Source organism: Pseudoalteromonas sp. BSi20480, from assembly GCF_000241365.1.
GTDB lineage: Bacteria > Pseudomonadota > Gammaproteobacteria > Enterobacterales > Alteromonadaceae > Pseudoalteromonas > Pseudoalteromonas marina.
Genome location: NZ_BADX01000084.1, coordinates 39,657 through 55,169 on the forward strand (window position 1 = coordinate 39,657; position 15,513 = coordinate 55,169).

Annotated in this window: 14 protein-coding genes and 1 pseudogene; 4 read left to right on the forward strand and 11 right to left on the reverse strand. The window is 39.0% G+C overall.

Annotation, left to right across the window (positions count from 1 at the left end):
- The first annotated feature begins 41 nt into the window (after positions 1-41).
- On the forward strand, positions 42-1,244 hold the full coding sequence (locus P20480_RS09035; RefSeq protein ID WP_008129705.1) for an MFS transporter: 1,203 nt from the start codon (positions 42-44) through the stop codon (positions 1,242-1,244).
- Positions 1,245-1,281: 37 nt separating this feature from the next.
- Here P20480_RS09035 and P20480_RS09030 read toward each other — a convergent pair whose 3' ends face one another.
- The 4 genes from P20480_RS09030 to P20480_RS09015 form a co-directional block, all read right to left on the reverse strand.
- Entirely contained in the window at positions 1,282-2,139 is an 858-nt protein-coding gene (locus P20480_RS09030) for an EamA family transporter (protein WP_006791607.1), read from the reverse strand.
- 206 nt (positions 2,140-2,345) lie between these two features.
- Complete coding sequence (locus P20480_RS09025; RefSeq protein ID WP_008129707.1) at positions 2,346-3,089, reverse strand: FadR/GntR family transcriptional regulator; 744 nt, start codon at positions 3,087-3,089, stop codon at positions 2,346-2,348.
- A gap of 470 nt (positions 3,090-3,559) precedes the next feature.
- Entirely contained in the window at positions 3,560-4,555 is a 996-nt protein-coding gene (locus P20480_RS09020) for a Gfo/Idh/MocA family protein (RefSeq protein WP_008129709.1), read from the reverse strand.
- Between the two features lie 2 nt (positions 4,556-4,557).
- Complete coding sequence (locus P20480_RS09015; RefSeq protein WP_008129710.1) at positions 4,558-5,589, reverse strand: AraC family transcriptional regulator; 1,032 nt, start codon at positions 5,587-5,589, stop codon at positions 4,558-4,560.
- A 95-nt stretch (positions 5,590-5,684) separates the two neighbouring features.
- On the opposite strand from P20480_RS09015, the gene P20480_RS09010 reads away from it, so the two are divergent.
- A complete protein-coding gene (locus P20480_RS09010) occupies positions 5,685-7,289 on the forward strand; it encodes a GMC family oxidoreductase (RefSeq protein ID WP_008129712.1) in 1,605 nt (534 codons plus the stop codon).
- Here the strand turns inward: P20480_RS09010 and P20480_RS09005 are convergent.
- From P20480_RS09005 to P20480_RS09000, 3 genes and pseudogenes are all read right to left on the reverse strand, one after another.
- Entirely contained in the window at positions 7,286-8,098 is an 813-nt protein-coding gene (locus tag P20480_RS09005) for a class I SAM-dependent methyltransferase (RefSeq protein ID WP_008129714.1), read from the reverse strand. The genes P20480_RS09010 and P20480_RS09005 overlap by 4 nt on opposite strands.
- Before the next feature lie 6 nt (positions 8,099-8,104).
- Positions 8,105-8,489: pseudogene (locus tag P20480_RS18105) on the reverse strand (hypothetical protein).
- Positions 8,490-8,556: 67 nt separating this feature from the next.
- Positions 8,557-8,976, reverse strand: a complete 420-nt coding sequence (locus tag P20480_RS09000; RefSeq protein WP_033025453.1) for a DUF3429 domain-containing protein — start codon at positions 8,974-8,976, stop codon at positions 8,557-8,559.
- A 264-nt stretch (positions 8,977-9,240) separates the two neighbouring features.
- Here P20480_RS09000 and ahpC point away from each other — a divergent pair, with 264 nt between their 5' ends.
- Positions 9,241-9,810 carry an alkyl hydroperoxide reductase subunit C gene (ahpC, locus tag P20480_RS08995; RefSeq protein ID WP_004587118.1) on the forward strand — a complete coding sequence of 190 codons (570 nt, stop codon included), beginning with the start codon at positions 9,241-9,243 and terminating at the stop codon, positions 9,808-9,810.
- Positions 9,811-9,963: 153 nt separating this feature from the next.
- Positions 9,964-11,547: an alkyl hydroperoxide reductase subunit F gene (gene ahpF / locus P20480_RS08990; RefSeq protein ID WP_008129721.1), complete on the forward strand. Its 1,584-nt coding sequence runs from the start codon at positions 9,964-9,966 to the stop codon at positions 11,545-11,547.
- Positions 11,548-11,661: 114 nt separating this feature from the next.
- Here the strand turns inward: ahpF and P20480_RS08985 are convergent, their stop codons facing one another.
- The 4 genes from P20480_RS08985 to P20480_RS08970 all read right to left on the reverse strand — a co-directional run bounded on the left by P20480_RS08985 (position 11,662) and on the right by P20480_RS08970 (position 15,259).
- Positions 11,662-11,907, reverse strand: a complete 246-nt coding sequence (locus P20480_RS08985) for a hypothetical protein (protein ID WP_008129723.1) — start codon at positions 11,905-11,907, stop codon at positions 11,662-11,664.
- 32 nt (positions 11,908-11,939) lie between these two features.
- Positions 11,940-13,967 carry a hybrid sensor histidine kinase/response regulator gene (locus P20480_RS08980; RefSeq protein WP_008129725.1) on the reverse strand — a complete coding sequence of 676 codons (2,028 nt, stop codon included), beginning with the start codon at positions 13,965-13,967 and terminating at the stop codon, positions 11,940-11,942.
- Between the two features lie 167 nt (positions 13,968-14,134).
- Positions 14,135-14,356 (reverse strand): hypothetical protein, encoded by a 222-nt coding sequence (locus tag P20480_RS08975; protein WP_008129726.1) that lies wholly within the window; start codon positions 14,354-14,356, stop codon positions 14,135-14,137.
- Between the two features lie 63 nt (positions 14,357-14,419).
- Positions 14,420-15,259 (reverse strand): patatin-like phospholipase family protein, encoded by an 840-nt coding sequence (locus tag P20480_RS08970; RefSeq protein ID WP_008129729.1) that lies wholly within the window; start codon positions 15,257-15,259, stop codon positions 14,420-14,422.
- Between the last annotated feature and the right edge of the window lie 254 nt (positions 15,260-15,513).

Here is a 15,513-nt window from a genome sequence, read left to right on the forward strand (position 1 = left end):
TCAGTCTCTTGAGGTTTTATTTAATTAATTTTGAGAATGCCATGTCTAATTTAAGCGCAGACCCTGTGCAGATCAGCCGTACTCTTGTAAGCGTTATTGCACTATGTTGCGGCTTAATTGTTGCCAACATTTACTATGCACAACCTATTATAGAATTGTTAGCCCCGGATGTGGGTTTAAGTGCACACAGTGCCAGCTTTATTGTGTCTTTAACTCAAATTGGCTATGCCATTGGGTTATTTTTTTTAGTGCCGTTAGCCGACTTAGTTGAAAATAAACGGTTAATGTTAATTACTCTGTGTATTACATTTTTTAGCTTAATTGGACTGGGGGTTGTTCAAACTCCAAATACAATGCTGTTTTTGTGTTTGCTAGTGGGGGCAAGCTCGGTATCGGTGCAGGTACTTATTCCGTTGGCGGCGCATTTATCGTCAGACGAAAAGCGGGGGCAAGTTTTAGGTAATATTATGGCGGGGCTGTTGTTGGGTATTTTGTTAGCAAGACCTGTAGCCAGCATAATTGCCGATCATTTTGGCTGGCGTGCCGTGTTCTTTTTTGCCGCGGGATGCATGGTATTTATTGCTTTAGTTATTCACTTTGCTATACCCAAAAGGTTGCCAACGCATAACACACGTTACTTTGCTTTATTACGATCGTTAAAGTCGCTGGTAATAAGTCAACCTGTGCTTCGTCAACGTGCTTTTTACCAGGGGCTAATGTTTGCGTCATTTAGCTTGTTTTGGACGACAGTGCCTGTTGTGCTTGCCAGAGAATATGGTTTTTCGCAAACTCAAATAGCATTGTTTGCTTTAGTAGGCGCAGCCGGTGCTGTTGCAGCGCCTATTGTTGGGCGTTTAGCTGACAAAGGCTATACCTACGAAATGTCGTTATTAGCCAAAGTGATTGCATTATTGTGTTTTTTACCCAGCTTATTTGATTTACCAAACGGCATTATCATATTGGCGCTAACCGGTGTTTTAATTGATTTTGCAGTGCAAGCCAATATGGTACTTGGCCAACGGGTAATCTATTCGCTAGAGCCACAAAGTCGTGCTCGGCTTAACGCCATTTACATGACCAGTATATTTTTGGGCGGTGCTGTTGGGTCATTAATTGCTAGCTCATTATATGAGTTTGGCGGGTGGGAAAGTATAGCTTTAGTTGCGGCTGCAATGCCGCTTATTGCGTTAATAGGATTTGTTTATTCTGCTAAAAAAGAAAAACAAAAAGCACATACAGCTTAACAAAAAAGCCATCGTGGTTGATGGCTTTTGGTTTAGGCTACTTTTTTGATTCACCAGAAAAAGAGCTTCCTGCCGAGGCTATTATTACTAATAAAATGGCTAACCACTGCCAGAGTGTGAGTAGCTCGCCTAAAATAACAAAGGCAGCAAGTGATGCAATGGCAGGTTCAAGGCTCATCATTATGCTAAAGCCTTGAGAAGGCATATTACGCAGTGCCACCATCTCTAACGTGTAGGGTAACGCACTTGATAAAACTGCAATACCAATCCCCAGAGGAATAACTTCCCATGTGAATGCGCTCGCTTGCATAATGCCTCCGTAGGGCACAAGCACAATGGCCGCAACGGTCATACCTAGGGCAACCGTTGCACCACCTGAGCTTTGCATTCCGGTTTTTTTACCAAACAATATATAGCCAGCCCAACATGCACCTGCTGCTAAAGCTAAAATAACACCAACAGGATCTAAGCTCTCTTCACCGCTCATATCGGGCAATAAAAGTAATATACCGGCAATGGCGCAGGCAACCCAAAATAAATCGCGTTTACGGCGAGAGCTAAATAAAGCAACGGCAAGGGGGCCAGTAAACTCCAGTGCGACACCAATACCCAAGGGTATGCGCTCAATAGCGTAGTAAAACAGAATGTTCATTCCACCTAAGCTTAAACCATAAACCACAATAGCTAAGCGGTTTCCTCTGGCAGGTATATGTTTCCATGGTTTAAATACTAAACATAACAAAAGCGCAGAAAAACCAAGCCTAAGCGCGGTCGTCCCTTCGGGGCCAACAATGGGGAATAGTTGCTTTGCAAACGACGCACCCGATTGAATGGTCATCATGGCAATTAATAAGCAAACAGTTGCTAATATGAAATCTTTGGTACTTGATTGCATTGTTGTCCCTAATTTAAAGCACTGTTAATAGGGGTTAATAAATTTCCACTATTTAAGATGCAATGGCTATATTTTGTGGCGGGATAATATCTGCTTTTAGTACGATTGGTAAGTGTTTGCGATTAAAAAATAGGTGTGGCTGTTTAGAGGAAGATCTAATGAAGGGCAACATACTAGCAAACAGGTGTTTGCTAGTATGTTTAAACTTAGTGAGCGCTTTTATTAACGAGACCGTCCAAAGAGTAAAGACCGCGTTTTTCGTCATTTTTACGTTTTATTTCTTCAAGAGCACGCGCTTCTACAGCGTCAAACAATGCATTTATTAATCGGTTGAAGTGTTTATGCATGGCCGTACGGGCTGCACTAGCGTCATGTGCTTTTAGTGCCGTGTAAATGGCGGTGTGCTCATCCATCACACATTCGTTGTTATTAGTACATACACTACTGTAATCAGCAACAATTTGTGGGTTTTTTAATCGTAAATCCCACAAGTTAGAAACAGCAAATTCAAGCGCTTTATTGCGTGTTGCTCTGGCAATTATTTCATGGAATTCTCGGTCTGCTTGCTCTACATAAAGCCCTTTTTCCATTACTATTAGCGTTTGATTTAGCTGCTCAAGTTCTTGTTCTGTAATGCTTTGAGCGGCAAGTGCTGCAATTTCGCCTTCGATGAGTGCGCGGGCCTGAGTTAATTCAAATGCGCTGATCTCTTTTGATTTTATAGAGGCATTTTTTTGTTCAACAACATAAACACCCGAACCGGTTTTAACTTCAACCCGTCCACGTACTTCTAATGCAATAATTGCTTCTCGAATTGTTGGGCGACTTACGTCAAACATTTCTGCAAGTTCACGCTCAGGAGGTAAACGACTCCCAGCAGTAAACTCACCTTGATTTATTAAAGACTCTATTTTATCAACAATGCGCCAAAATAAGCGACGATTACCCATATTGTACCTTCATACCCTAAGGAATATTGACCATTTAGGTCTAAAAATTTATATCATCTATTAATCGACAAGGTTACCCCAAACCCCACTAATATGTCAAAATTCTAGCGCTATGATTTGGTTATAAAACAATATTGTTAGTTGCTTTGATTTGTGTAATACCAATTTAGTTTATAATTAAACAATTGGCCAGCTTGATTGGTTATGTTTTTGTGTGTTAGTTTGGATTTACACCGTTAAAATGAGTAATGGCTGTTTTCTGATTAAGATTGAGTAATAGCTCTATTGTCAGTCAGTAATTGGTAAATACTTTAGGTCATTATATCAAATTGATTGCCCACGGATGGGGATCGTTGTTGTAATGTGCGTAAGTAAAAGTGTGTAGTTAGTATAGTGATTTGCATTTCCCCATGGGCGTTAACTGTCGTTGGTTAACGCCCATATACAACTTACCCCAGTCAAGGGCTAAATTAATGTGTTTTATCGTTTGGATAAATCACACCTAATTGTTTACGAGCTTCGTCAAGTACATTCATAACATCTAATGACAACGCGAAGGTGTTTACATCAGATTCCCACTGTTTTTTTTCTATGAGTTGCATAAAGTGAGCAACTTCAAACTTCATAAAATGCTTATCAAATTGTTCAGATATAATTTCTGATTCGCCATTGTTAGCAATAAACTCTACTTTTTTGAGTTGCGATACGGCTTCAATACGCATTCTGCCTAGTTCACCTTGTATTTCTGTTATGTTGTCGCCTTGCGATATTTTTGAGTAGCTAATCACAGCTTGCTTATTTGAATAATTAAGCAGTACATCGCCTGCGCCATCAACACCGGTATCTAGTAATACGCCACTTGCATTTACACTTTGCGGCGCGCCCCAAAGTGCAATTAACAAGTAAAGAGGGTATATACCTAAATCGACCAAAGCACCGTTGGCAAATTCAGGTAAAAAGGTGTTAGGGCGCTCCCCATTTTTGTACTTATCATAACGAGATGAATATTGACTGTATTGACCTATGTACTTTCGAGGAGTGCCTATTCTGCTAAGTGCTTGCTTTAACAATGTGAAGTTAGGTAAATGGGTGGTCATCATTGCTTCCATGTATAAGCACTGGTTTTGCTTAGCGGTGGCAATGATTTCTTTTAGTTCTTGGCTATTGGCTGCAGACGGCTTTTCACCGAGTACATGTTTACCTGCATTTAAACACCTAACCGCATACTGTTTGTGCAAGCTGTTGGGCGCGGCTATATAAACTGCGTCAACGCATTCGTCTTGGCAAACTTGTTCAATACTGGTAAACGTTTTTGCATGTGTATTTTGCGGGTGCTTTGCTAAAAATGCTTCGCCGCTTGAAAGCGCGCGAGAGCAAACCCCGTATAAATTAAAATCAGCGAGGGTATTAGCAGCGTCAAGTAATGTGTCGCTGATAAAGTTAGTACCTACAATTACAAAGTTCATACTCATTCCTTAGAATTATGTTTATTTAAGTTTATCATTTTTTTAGCTCTGTATGCTCGCGGAGAATAACCAAACCAACGTTTTACACTGGCGCTAAGAGTTGCTTGTTCTTGATAACCTAATAGCTCTGAGATGGTTGAAATACTGTAATGGTTTTGCGCCAAATAGTGCGCAGCTAATGAGCGCCGGGTTGAGTCTTTTAGTTTTACAAAGCTTGTGTTGTGTTTATTTAACTCTCTGTGCAATGTTCTTGGGTGCATACCCAGCGCTGCTGCTATGGTTTCGTTTGTGCATTGATATATTGGCAACATGGGCCTAATTAACGCGCTTACTTGAGTTGGCAGGGATTGATTTTGCTGTTCGCTTTGAGCTAAAAACTGCAGCGCGGCAGGTACTTTATCGTACTGGGGTTGTGCAATTGATAATGCTAAATCTGTTTTTAAAATAACAATACCGGCACTATTTCTATTGTGCGTGACTTTGCAGCCAAAGTAAGTGTTGTATGCGCGGGTATTAGTAAGTTGCTTTTGAGGTAAAAATACCGCTTGTGGTTTACAGGTGTTATTACTTATTTTTTTTATTACTCCCATGGCGAGGCCGATAGTTAGTTCTAAAACCTGGGTTGTTTTAGGTAATGGGTTTAAGTTTATTTGAAATGATAAAAAGAGTGTTTTATCAGCCTCTAACGGATGAATAGTTAAACTTAGAGCGGGAGTGTGTAGGTGCAAATATTTAATAACCCAGTTGAGGGCGTCACCTAAATTAGTGCTACTTTTTGCTGCTATAGCAATAGGGCCAAGTATATCAAAGCTCTGCTTATTGGCTAGTTGCAGCCCAAAGCTTGGGCAGTTGAGCGTATGTGCACAATGCTCAAGGAGTTCGGCGTAAGTACTATAGGGCAAGTATTGTTGCTCTAAGTTATTAAAGCAAATGTTAAGGCCAAGCTGTGTCATTATTTGTGATATGTCAGCGCCTAAGCTCTTAACAAGCGAGTCTATCCCTTGTAGTGATGTGGCCTTAATAAAATTTTTCATGCATTACTCCAGCAACGTGGTGTCTAAAAATATCAAGTTTTGATGTGTTTTTCTATGCAGTATTAATAAGGTATTAATTTTTCATAAGGGCTCACATGCAAAGCACAACGTTTGATTACATTGTTATAGGGGCAGGTAGTGCTGGGTGTGTTATTGCTTCGCGTTTATCTGAAGATAAAAATGTGAGTGTATGTTTAATTGAAGCCGGCGGGGGAGATAAAAGCGCTCTTGTTCAAATGCCAGCTGCAGTTGCTGCCAGCGTGCCTTATGGTATTAACAGTTGGCACTATAATACAGTACCCCAAAAAGCACTTAACAATCGGTGCGGTTTTATGCCAAGGGGTAAAGTGCTCGGTGGTTCAAGCTCAATCAATGCAATGGTTTATATTCGAGGTAATAAACACGATTATGATGAGTGGGAAAAGCAGGGGAACATGGGCTGGGATTATAAAAGCATGTTGCCCTATTTTATAAAAGCTGAAAACAACAGTGCATTTATAAATAACCCATTGCATGGAGTTGAAGGACCGCTTTATGTACAAGAGCTCAATGCGCCAAGTTTTGTTAATCAGTATTTTTTAAATGCTTGCGCTGAACAAGGGGTACCACTAAATAGTGATATTAACGGTAAAGAACAAAGTGGTGCACGTTTGTCGCAGGTTACGCAGCATAAAGGAGAACGTTGTAGTGCAGCGAAAGCGTATTTAACACCTAATTTAAATAGGGATAACCTAACCGTATTCACACGTTGCCACGTTAAAAAAATAAATATAAAAAATAAAACTGCGCAAGGAGTGCAAATAACACGTAACAAACAGCAAATAGAGTTAACGGCTAATAAAGAGGTGATTTTGAGTGCGGGGGCTATTAATTCGCCGCAAATTTTAATGCTATCGGGGATTGGACCAAAAGAGCAATTAAAATTACATAATATTGATGTGAGGGTTGTGTTAGAAGGCGTTGGTGAAAATTTACAAGACCATCTAACAGTGGTTCCACTTTTTAAAGCCAATAATAGTGCCGGTACGTTTGGTATAAGCCCAAAAGGTGCGCTTCAAGTTACCAAAGGGGTTGCAGATTGGTTTAGTAAACGAAACGGATGTTTAACAAGTAACTTTGCGGAGTCTCATGCGTTTATTAAATTGTTTAAAGATTCGCCGGCACCTGATGTTCAACTCGAATTTGTAATTGGGCTTGTAGACGATCATAGTCGCAAGTTGCATTATGGGCATGGGTACAGTATTCATAGCAGTATTATGCGACCTAAAAGTAGAGGGACTATCAAGCTTGCAAACAATGACCCCCATACAGCACCGCTGATTGATCCTAATTATTTAAGCCACCCAGATGACTTAAACATAATGTTGTTGGGTTTGAAAAAAACACTCGCAATAATGAATAGCCCAGCCTTTGATGAAATACGTGCAGATATGGTTTATCCACTCGATATAAATAATGATCAGCAGTTAATAGAGTTTATTCGTGAAACAGCTGACACTGAATATCATCCCGTTGGGACATGTAAAATGGGTAAGGACGAGATGTCGGTTGTTGACAGCAAGTTAAAAGTGCATGGCGTTAATAATTTACGTGTTGTTGACGCGTCGATAATGCCCACAATTGTCACAGGTAACACTAATGCCCCTGTTATAGCGATTGCAGAAAAAGCGGCTGACTTAATTAAGGCAGCCAATAGTTAGCTGTAAAAGGTGTTTAGCCAGTGTTGCCAATCAGATTCTAGGCGTAACATTTGTAAGTGCTTTTTAGCTTTAAGATGTTTTGCTTGGTCTTCTTCTGCGATGAACGGTCCAACTCGGCAAAGCGCGCAATGGTTTGATGTTAAGTAGCTGGGTTTGGTTAATTGTTTGGCTAGTTGGGGTTCTAAGGTGCTACTTTTTGGGCTAAATACATACGTGATCCCGCTTGTGTCTTTGACGTGTTTGTCACGGTCAACATTACGAATTTTATAGCCCGAAAAACGTGTTATATCAAATGGCATTTGGCCACAATATTTGCTGCTTAAACGTTCGTTTAAACTGCCTTCTATGTTCCATTCACGATAAGGTTTTACATCTTTAGAGGTTATAAAGCAAAGCATTGGGCCATTTGGGTTTAACGCAAACTCAGTGGCATATTTAATAAATTGATGTAATAGGGCTCTGTTTAAAACGTTCATACTTGATTGACGAGTGCTAGCTTCAAACGCCTCTTTACCTACAAATGCAGGAATAAGTGGGAACTGAAAAATGACTACATCAAAGTATTGGTTGTTACTTTTTAATGTTTGCCAACACGCTTTGCTCGTCACATCAAAATTATTAAGAACGTCAACACTGCATTCACGCAATTTTTTTAAAGCGTTATCAGGGTATTTTTGTTCTATGGTTTGTGCGCTATCGTAAGTTGAGGCGACTAATTTATTTGGTTTTACGTGCTCAAAAATCGCATGAGAAAACGATAGGTCGCCATCGCCAACAGTAAGTATTCGCCAATTAGGATTTAAGTACATACTTTGCTATGTGTTTTGCTTATTAACGTTTTGAAGTTGCTTATTCGCCGTATTTAAACGCTCAAAAGCAAGCCTTGTTTTTAGGCCTTCGATGGCTATTTGCTTAATAATTAAGTTAAAAGTGATTACAATTGCAAATGCAAAATGCAGTGGGCCATCTGTAAACCCACCGTCCGCTTTGTATAACGTTACGCCAAATAATATGAGCAAAACAACTAAAAATAATCTCAATAAGTTGATTTGAATAAAAGTTGAGGCGGTTTTCATTTTTGTGATCTTTTTTAATACTAATAGCGCAAAAAAATGGAATGACCTTGATTTTGAAAGCGGCGTTTTTTTCTACATAGTTTTCGCCAAGCTCGTCAAGCTGCTGGCGTAATTGGTCAATCATGGTGAGTCCTCAAATAGCTGTGCGCGGATGGTACATTATTACCGCGCAATATTTAAGGTAATAGCTACTATTTTGGGTAAATACTCATACCAATAATAAATATGTGGCATACAAACACGACCGACGTCAGCACAAAGCGCATTTTTTGATAGTCTTTGTCGTAGGTTTGCCACTGTGGTGTTGATTTTTCAAAAAGTAGAACAAGCCAAAAACTCAGCGATAACCACCCTAAAACCCATTCAACAGGTAAAAATGCTAAAAATGGTACCGGAATAACAGGTAGTACCGCTTTTATTGCATCAGCATAGCTTTGCTGGCCGGCATGCCAAAGATTACCTGCCATAAAAGCAAGAATAGCAATGCTATAAAACGTAAAAAACTCTAAGTTAACACTGTTACTACCGAGCATCAGCGGCCACGCTAAACAGGCTAGAAATGGTATTAGGCCAAGATAGCCTAATTGGATGTGATTGATAAACTTGTTCATAACAGTGTGCCCTGAGTATTTTTAATAGTAAGCGAGGCAATTGTATCAGCCTTACGCGTGCAAACCGATATGTTGCAATAAATTAAGTACGAATCTAGTTATTATTTAGTTTCATCCTAAAAATCGATTGTTTTAATCTAAACAATCAATTTTATTTAATTTATCGATGGGCTTATTGTATTAATCAAGCCAGCAAGGTTAGCCAACAAATCTCGCTTTGCTTGGTAACTTAAATTAATAAATTAAATATAAATGAGGAATACTATGAGCACTTCATTAATCAACACAAAAATTCAACCTTTCAACGCAACTGCATACCACAATGGTGATTTTGTAGAAGTATCTGAAAAAGATGTACTTGGTAAGTGGTCAATCTTCTTCTTTTACCCAGCAGATTTCACATTTGTATGTCCTACTGAACTTGGCGATGTTGCTGATTACTACGAGCAACTACAAGAAATGGGTGTAGAAGTTTACTCAGTATCAACTGATACTCATTTTACTCATAAAGCATGGCACGATACGTCAGACACAATCGGTAAAATTAAATTCCCGATGATTGGCGACCCAACAGGCCGTATTACTCGCAGCTTTGGCGTTATGATTGAAGATGATGGCCTAGCACTTCGTGGTACGTTTGTAATGAACCCTGAAGGTGAAATTAAAGTAATTGAAACTCACGATTTAGGCATTGGCCGTAGCGCTAAAGAGCTAGTGCGTAAAGTACAAGCTGCACAATACATTGCAACTCACGACGGTGAAGTTTGTCCAGCATCTTGGCAGCCAGGTGAGGACACACTTGCTCCTTCACTAGACCTAGTTGGTAAAATCTAAGTATAGATTACCTCAACTGTAAGGGCAGGTAACTGCCCTTAAACCAATAAATATTCGTTTATTGGTGCCTCCTATCTCAATATGGTAATTAAGCACATGCATTTATTGGCATGGGAGGCTTGCTGTTTAAATTTTCCTAAAAAGGGTTAAGCCATGTTAGATAACAACATTAAAAATCAATTAAAAAGCCATTTCGAATCGCTTACTCAACCTGTTGAGCTGCTTATTGCCTTGGATGACAGCAAAAAATCAACAGAAGTAGAAAGCTTAGCAAATGATTTAGCATCATTAAGCGATAAGTTTACGGTAGTTAACAACCCAGATACCAGCGCACGCCGCCCGTCTATGGTTGTACATTCACCAGTTAAAAATACCCATATTACGTTTGCAGGCGTACCGATGGGACACGAATTTACAAGTTTAGTGTTGGCGCTTTTACATACTGGCGGGCATGCAAGTAAAGCAAAAAGCGAAGACATTGAACAGATACAATCACTTGCTCAAGAACTTAATTTTGAAATTTACATTAGCTTGAGCTGCCAAACGTGCCCTCAAGTAGTACAGGCGCTAAATACAATGGCCGCGACTAATAGCAAAATTAAAGCAACAATGATTGATGGCGCACTATTTCAAGAGGAAGTAGAAGAGCGCAACATTTTAGCCGTACCGGCTGTTTATTTAAATGGCGAACCATTTAGCCAAGGTGCATTAAGCCTAACTGACATTTTAAACAAGGTAGATAGTAAAGGTGCAGCACGCCAAGCAGCGGCACTGAGTGAAAAAGATGAATTTGACGTACTAGTAGTTGGTGGTGGGCCTGCGGGTGCCTCAGCTGCTATTTACTCTGCACGTAAAGGCTTAAATACAGGTGTTGTAGCTGAACGTTTTGGTGGGCAAGTTGCTGACACATTAGCTATTGAAAACTTTATATCTGTTAAAGCCACTGAAGGGCCAAAACTTGTTGCACAGCTTGAAGAGCATGTTAAAGAGTACGATGTTGATGTAATGCATAACCAACGTGCTGCAGGACTTGAACGCGTTAATAACAAATACGAAATTACGCTTGAGAACGGGGCTACTTTAAAAGCTAAATCACTTGTTTTAGCAACCGGTGCACGCTGGCGTGAAATGAACGTACCCGGTGAGCAAGAGTACCGCGGACATGGTGTAGCATACTGCCCGCATTGTGATGGCCCTTTGTTTAAAGGTAAGCCTGTAGCAGTGATTGGTGGTGGTAACTCAGGTATTGAAGCGGCAATCGATTTAGCAAACATTGTTGAGCACGTAACAGTGCTTGAATTTGCAGATACACTTCGCGCCGATGAAGTACTTATTCGCAAAGCGAAAAGCTTAAATAATATTACTATTATTAAAAACGCCCAAACTACAGAAGTACTTGGCGATGGTAAAAAGGTAACAGGACTCACGTACACAGACCGAGTATCAGGTGATAGCAAGGCACTTACTCTAGCGGGTATTTTTGTACAAATAGGCTTAATTCCTAACACTGAGTGGTTAAAAATTAGTGACTTAGCGCTAAGTAAATTTGGTGAAATATTAATTGATGCAAAAGGTGCTACTTCATTACCGGGTGTTTATGGCGCAGGTGATGCAACAAATACCCCATTTAAGCAAATTATTATTGCCATGGGCAGCGGTGCAACAGCAAGTTTAGGTGCTTTTGATTACTTAATTCGCAACAGCGAAGAAAGCGAGCAAGACAAAACAGCTGCTTAACGTGCAAAACTTCTCTTGATATAACAGCAAGGTACACCCATCGCTGTTTGTTAACCCAAGCCGCCCTCTCCAAAGGCGGCTTTTTTATGGCGTAATTAATCATATATAAATAGGTTAATCGCCACCGCCACCGCCACCACAGCCAGAATCTGAACCGCTGCAATTATTATCAGAGTAACTTGTACTAGTATTGTATGTGGTTGCACCTTGTTTTGAGTTTGCAGTGACAAAGGTAAGTAGTAGCAAAAAGCCACTAACAATTAAAATTACCATGATTGACTGCCAATCCTGTGACGAATAACCGGTATAAAGTGACAAAGCTAAAATAGTAATCAAAATGGTCCGAGCTATTAATTTCATTGTTATTTCCTTTTACTTACTGTCAGGTATATTTAATGTAATTTTGGCTTAACGGTTTTTATTGCTGATGCGATAGCGAGCTCAAGTGAGTACATTTTAAAAGGTTTGGATATAAACATATCCATGCCAGCTTGTTTACAGGCAAGTTTATCTTGCGACGACGTATTAGCCGTTAACGCAACAATATACGTTTTATCTGCGGGGCAAATTTTTTGCTCTCTTAACTGCTTAGTTGCTTCAAAACCGTCCAAAATAGGCATAATACAGTCCATAAAAATAAGGTCATACGGCTTTTGCTTACATTTTAAAACAGCGTCTTGACCATCAACCGCAAAGTCGGGGTGTATATTAAGCTTATTTAGGGATGCGTTAAGCACTAATCTATTGATGTCGTTGTCATCAACAACAAGCACAGATAACTCGCTTGTGTTTAAATCAATGTTAGCGAGCGGTTTATTTTCAAGTGCTTGCTCTTCACCTCGGGTTATAGGGATATAAACTGAAAATGTAGAGCCTTTATTAATTTCGCTACTGACTTCAATTTTACCGCCCATGTACTGAACAAGTTCTTTTACAATTGCTAAGCCTAGACCTGTACCGCCTTTTGTATTTTTAGCATCGACTTCTTGCGTAAATGGTGAAAATAGCGATTTAAGAAATTCAGGAGTCATCCCTCTGCCTGAGTCAGTCACGGTAATAGTGAGTGACAAAGCGTCGTCAATATTGGTCAAAAACGTGTCCAGCTTTACACTACCTTTTTCTGTAAACTTTAATGCATTACTGAGTAAATTGGAGGTAATTTGGCTTAGGCGTGTGTTGTCGAAAAAGGCCCAGCAATCGTCATTAATTTCATTTTTCACTTCAAGTGCGACACGCTTTTCAGTAAATAAAGGGGTATAAAGTGAAACAAGGTCAGTGAAAACAGTTTTTAATAAAACATTGTTTGGTTCAAGCTTAAGCTCGCCATGATTAATTTTTGAGAAATCAAGAACCTCATTAATAATATTCAATAATATGTCTGAGCTGCGTAGCGCAACTTTAATTTTTTCTGTTCTTTTTTGTTCATCATGCTCATCTATCAAGGTGGTGAGCATGCCTGTAATACCATTGAGTGGCGTTCTAAGTTCATGGCTAATTTTTGCAAAAAGCATGCTTCTATCAAAAAGTAAGCGTTCAGCCTCTGCTTTTTTGCTTTTAAGTTCTTCACGAAGTGTCATCGACTCTGTTACATCTTGAAACGTGCCAAATAACCTTACACAGGTGTCGCCTTCAAATTCAGCTTCTCCAAAGGTCGATACCCAAATGTTGTTATTTTTTGCAGTAACAATTTCAAGGTCTAAATTCCACTTTTCGCCTTTGCTAACGGCTAACTCTACTGCTTTGGTAATATTTTCTCGGCTTGATCCCTCTTTATAGAAGTTAATTGCGGTTTCCATCATAGGTTGATAGTTTTCATCAACTTCATGAATTAGTTTGGTTTGCTTGCTCCAATAAATTTTATTGTGGGCAATATCAACTTCCCAAGTTCCTATATTCGCAACACTTTCAAGCTTAACAAGGCTATTACTATTTTTTATTAGGCGATCTTTTGTTTGGTTTCTGGCAAATTCCGCACCTAACCATTGTGCAAATAATTCTATATAATCATAGGCTTGGTCTGTAAAAACAGGCGATGAATCAGCAGAAGAAAAGTTAACGGTTCCAAACACTTCATTACCTATTTTAATAGGAGCACCAATGTAGGATTCCAGTTGGAAATTAGCAAAGCAAGGGTGGTCTGCAATTTCGCTCTGAGATACATTGTGAAATGCGAGGGCTGAGCCTGCTTTGAGGGTGTGTGTGCAGTAAGTACCTTCTAGGTCAAATTGTGTACCTATAGCAAGATCGTTGTTGGGGGTAACCGCATATAAAACAGTGTAACACTGGTCTTCAACCTTACTGATAATAGCTAAATTAAGATGAAAAACGTTAAGCCCAAACGTTAAAAGCTTTTGCGTTTTGTTGTCAAATGTTAAACTTTGATCAGAGACTATGTCGTGAAATTGCCTAAGAAAATTCAATAGAAAAACCCTATAGTATTAATTTTTTTAAACTTTATTTAGCAAGCTTAGAATAACGTTAAAAAGTGATAAAAAGCTATTACTATCTCGGCAACTAAATACATAAAAAACGATTTTATTAAAACATAGATTTAGCGTATTTGTGTGCACGTTATCTAATTTGTAATTTAGTATGTTGAGTTAGGTGTGTACTCTGGGTTGATATCTCCATCAACTTCTTCTGGATCAACATCGTTTATCATAAGTGTTTCTCTTACGGCTTCTATATGATCAAGGACCGTTTGATAGTGCTCACCATATTCATATTTAGTCACTTCAATAGCTTTTGGCATATATGTAAACGCTATTTTAAGAGCATGAAGTGCATCGTCATTTATTTTTTCACTCATATTTTTTCCTGACTAAATTATAATTAATATCGGCGGTTAAAGTATTTTCTTTAATTGTTTATTTTAGGGTGCTTGCAAGTGAGCACGCGCTTCAGTTATGCCCATTTGGTATCCTTTATTTAAAATATTAAACGATTTAGTGGTTCTGCCCACTTTAAAGTGCTTTGGTGGTGCAATAATATTAACTATACAATCGCTGGGTGGGTTTTCTATAAAATCGATACTTTTATTATAAACGTCAGCTCTATTTAATGCTGCATTTATGAGTGCAGGATAGCCCTTATAAATTTGTTTAGTGAGCCAAGACGTTTTTGTCGCTTTTTTTTTGTACCCTCGTGAACGTGACAAGATAACCGTTATTTCGCGCGCCCCCATTTCATACGCCTTGATAACAGGAATAGAGTCTGCAACTCCACCATCCGTCATAGGTGTGTTATTTATAATCGGGTAATCACGATATGCAATAGGAATTGCGCAGGATGCTTTTAATTGCTCAACCATATTGTCGTTTGTTGCTTCTAAATAATAGGCTTTACCTGAATCTATAGCGGTAGTAACAATATAAAACGGTTGTGGGTTTTGCTCAAATATTTCGGTTTGTAGACGAATTTCACGAATAGTTTCTTCCCATAACCAATCAAGGTCAAATAAGTGACCACCTTTTAAAAACCGAGCCAGATTAATAAACTCCGGCCTACATGAATAATCGGTGATCACTTTGTAGTTTCGCATGGGTTGCTTACATAGGAATGCGGCTACATTTGTTGCTCCTGCAGATACGCCAAAATAACAATCAAAGGGCTGATGATTTTGCGATAAAAATTCATCAAGGACACCTGCAGCAAATATACCGCGCATTGCGCCACCTTCGACTACAAGTGCATGTTTTATATTTTTAGCCATAATTGTAACTCCTTTTAATCTGACTTTATGTTACCAACTAAGGCGAGTGAGGGCGAGCTATAAAACACATATTATCAATAGGTTGCATTCCTATTAAAGGTTAATTCAATAATAAGTAAACAATAAATAAGACATTTAATTTAATAAATATGTCGGTAGTTAATATATTAATTAATTGGCATGATATTTTTAGTAATTTTATGGCTGTAATTCCATCGCACTGAGTTATATTTTTTGTTAATGTTAGGCTTCAA

Coding starts and splice junctions, on each gene's coding strand:
- P20480_RS08975 (WP_008129726.1), bottom strand. CDS start 14,356: ATGAGTGAAAAAATAAATGACGATGCACTTCATGCTCTTAAAATAGCG.
- P20480_RS09030 (WP_006791607.1), bottom strand. CDS start 2,139: ATGCAATCAAGTACCAAAGATTTCATATTAGCAACTGTTTGCTTATTA.
- P20480_RS08970 (WP_008129729.1), bottom strand. CDS start 15,259: ATGGCTAAAAATATAAAACATGCACTTGTAGTCGAAGGTGGCGCAATG.
- P20480_RS09020 (WP_008129709.1), bottom strand. CDS start 4,555: ATGAACTTTGTAATTGTAGGTACTAACTTTATCAGCGACACATTACTT.
- P20480_RS09015 (WP_008129710.1), bottom strand. CDS start 5,589: ATGAAAAATTTTATTAAGGCCACATCACTACAAGGGATAGACTCGCTT.
- ahpC (WP_004587118.1), top strand. CDS start 9,241: ATGAGCACTTCATTAATCAACACAAAAATTCAACCTTTCAACGCAACT.
- P20480_RS09010 (WP_008129712.1), top strand. CDS start 5,685: ATGCAAAGCACAACGTTTGATTACATTGTTATAGGGGCAGGTAGTGCT.
- ahpF (WP_008129721.1), top strand. CDS start 9,964: ATGTTAGATAACAACATTAAAAATCAATTAAAAAGCCATTTCGAATCG.
- P20480_RS09000 (WP_033025453.1), bottom strand. CDS start 8,976: ATGAACAAGTTTATCAATCACATCCAATTAGGCTATCTTGGCCTAATA.
- P20480_RS08985 (WP_008129723.1), bottom strand. CDS start 11,907: ATGAAATTAATAGCTCGGACCATTTTGATTACTATTTTAGCTTTGTCA.
- P20480_RS09025 (WP_008129707.1), bottom strand. CDS start 3,089: ATGGGTAATCGTCGCTTATTTTGGCGCATTGTTGATAAAATAGAGTCT.
- P20480_RS09005 (WP_008129714.1), bottom strand. CDS start 8,098: ATGTACTTAAATCCTAATTGGCGAATACTTACTGTTGGCGATGGCGAC.
- P20480_RS09035 (WP_008129705.1), top strand. CDS start 42: ATGTCTAATTTAAGCGCAGACCCTGTGCAGATCAGCCGTACTCTTGTA.